The organism is Thermus thalpophilus, assembly GCF_022760915.1.
GTDB classification, from domain to species: Bacteria; Deinococcota; Deinococci; order Deinococcales; family Thermaceae; genus Thermus; species Thermus thalpophilus.
On record NZ_JAKTNS010000085.1, the window covers coordinates 1 to 1274 of the forward strand.

At 56.8% G+C, this 1274-nt stretch carries 1 protein-coding gene; it reads right to left on the reverse strand.

All coding sequences use genetic code 11. From position 1 onward, the window contains the following. Window positions 1-174 precede the first annotated feature (174 nt). A complete protein-coding gene (locus L0D17_RS13090) occupies window positions 175-729 on the reverse strand; it encodes a DinB family protein (protein WP_243095691.1) in 555 nt (184 codons plus the stop codon). Window positions 730-1274 lie beyond the last annotated feature (545 nt).

The following is a 1274-nucleotide window of genomic DNA, read 5'->3' on the forward strand; positions in this document are numbered from 1 at the left end:
GAGAAGATGCTTCAGGAGCGGTATGCCCCCCGTACACAGACTCTTACACATAACTCTTGACACGACCGCTACTGTCGGAGCGGGTCCCCGAAAACTGGCAGGTGACGCAATTGTTTGGCTTTGGGTGACTTCCCGGTGAGGGTATTGGCCGAGGGCCTATCTTCCTTTGAAGCCCTACTGCGGCCAGAACTCAGTTCGCCACAGGCTCCAGATGGCTTTTTCTTCCACTTCCTCTGGCATTGTGTAGCCAAAAGCTTTGAGAGCTAGCTTGATCTGCCCAACATGATAGCCCTCGTGCCAGAGCATGTGCTGAAGAAAGAGGATAGGGTGGTCATAGCGCGCGTTTGGTCCCTCCATGGCCCGGTCAGTCTGGAGCCTATCCAATACTGCGTCGCACACCGCACGGCAACTCTGGTTTAAGGCCTGCACGATGCGTGTGGGCTCGCCTTCCAGAAGCAACTGCTCGCCGTCATTGCGCGAAAGCTGGGTCAGCCCCGTAGCGAATTCTGGTGCGACCTGGTCCAACCAGAATAGCCGGGTTTGATGAATGTGGGAAAACTGCTCCGCGACCGAGGGGCTTCCTGGTAGGGCTCTAGCCTCCATCCCTCCTTCTGGTATTGCCTGTAGCAAGTTGATCAGAATGGCGTTGTTACGCTTATAGGAATCCAGCAGGGCCTGCACAATCGCATCGTCCATATTGGTCTCCTGTTCACTAAAGAGCTCGTGCAAGGAATTGTGTAGGGGTTGGTGTACGAGATGAGGAAGGAGGTAGCCCCGTGGGCCAGTATACCCCGAAGACCATCTCCTACGAAGTAGTTGTAGCTGGTCAAGAAACACCGGACTTCCCCCGCAAACCGTGCCTGCGGTATCCATTTTCAGGAAAAGAGGGGGTGTGGGAAGCTATGTTACGGGCGGTCACGGTGTAGCCGCAACTTTTAGCCCTTAGCTTGCCCCCCTGCTTCTTCGGAGCGCGGACTCCCCCTCCGCCCGGTTCTGGCGGCTAGATACCGCACAAGCCTCGCCAAGTGTAGAATCCCAGACGACTGACCTTCCCCCTAAGTTCTGACGAGGCCAGGAGGTGCAAACAGTTGAGCAATAACCGCTTTCAGGCTACAATAGCCCCCAGATGCCCCCGCTTCTCCTTACAGCCCATCCGATCAGGGAGCGCCACGGCGTTCACCGCGACACCCCGCGCGGTCGTGTAAGGATTTATGTGTAAGGGTCCGTGTTTAATAGGGGGGCACACCTTAGCACGAGGAGGTGCCCCGTGGACC